Below are 1,401 nucleotides of genomic sequence, written 5' to 3'. Positions count from 1 at the left end.
ATTGTTTGCGATAACACACATACACTTATAGATGTGATAAAACAAGATGATGGGGAGAGCCACTTTATATTAGAACCATCAAAGATAGTAAATGGTACTATGAATATTATGGGTCAAGAATATAATATTACTAAAAGCAATGAATCATACGATACATTAGCTTTAAATGATATAGTTGAGTTTTTAGGTCTTCAAAATTGTTCTCCGGAATCGGTAATAGCATCACTAAGACAGTGGGCTATTTCTCAAATTCCTACTCCCACTACTACTGAATTACCAACAACTATAAATTATTCACAAGATTGTGTGAGTGAAGATAATAATTGGTTAATACAGGAAATAGATATTTTAGGAGCTAAAATACCTGTTTGGAGTATTTTAACAGCTGCTGCAACAACAGTAGGATTAGTTGGTGTGGGTATAGGATATTGTATTAGTTCTATAAAAGGTAAAAAGCATACTGAAAACTTATCTTCGCATCAACAAGAAGAGACAGAATTGCAAAATATTACAATTGATTCAGCATATTCATTTACACAAACTACGTCGAATAATAGTGCTTTATTTTACGCAGTATCCGATGTTACTAATTTGAAAGCAGGACCCGAGGTCTACAAAGCTTTAGGTATAGATATGACACGTAATATAGGTTATAGTGACCCTATAGATGTTCTCTCTCATGAGTACCAAGAACCACTATTAGGTGATCATGACAATTAATATAATGGATTACATTGTATGCGTATGTTTAGACTGAAAGCATTGAAATGAGATGTACTGCTCTTTTACAAAAAAACTGATATCAGTCTGGGTTTCACTTGTCTACGAAGTTATAAATTAGTAGACAGTTAAAATAGCATCTAATATACTGTATATTAAATCGCAAAAACGTTATTAGTAGACATCGTTGTCTACTAATCGATATAATAGACAATATATTAGAAGCAGTATGAGATTATTTGGCTATGCTAGGGTATCAACCAATCAGCAACTTTTAGACCTGCAGATAAAACGTTTAAAAGATGCTGGGGTAAAAGAATCAAGAATATTCCATGATAAAGCAACGGGTAGTAACTTAGACAGAGCGGGATTAAATAATTTATTACATAAGGTAGAAGAAGGGGATGTAATATTGATTACCAAGTTAGATCGTTTAGGCAGAGATACTGCCGATATGATTAACTTAGTTAATCAGTTTGCTAATATAGGTGTAGCTGTGCGTTTTCTTGATGTTGGCATTAGCACAGAAGGCAATACGGGAAAAATGGTTATTACGATTCTTAGTGCAATAGCAGAAGCCGAGAGAGTAAGGATACTTGAAAGAACTAATGAAGGCAGGTTAGAGGCAAAAACTAAAGGTATTAAGTTTGGTCGCTGTAGAAGTCAAGATTTAATCTTACA

General features: G+C 33.3%; 2 protein-coding genes. Both read left to right on the top strand.

What is annotated here, in order from left to right; translation table 11 throughout:
• The coding region (locus KYQ89_RS05585; protein ID WP_218460762.1) for a hypothetical protein at positions 1–720 on the top strand (720 nt) is incomplete at its 5' end.
• A 229-nt stretch (positions 721–949) separates the two neighbouring features.
• Positions 950–1,401 (top strand): recombinase family protein (locus KYQ89_RS05580; protein WP_218460763.1); only part of this gene is annotated, 452 nt, incomplete at its 3' end.

It is taken from the genome of Rickettsia sp. TH2014, assembly GCF_019249195.1.
In the GTDB taxonomy this organism is placed as follows: Bacteria; Pseudomonadota; Alphaproteobacteria; order Rickettsiales; family Rickettsiaceae; genus Rickettsia; species Rickettsia felis.
Note: the sequence above shows the minus strand (reverse complement) of the source record. Positions and strands in the feature narration are given on the sequence as shown.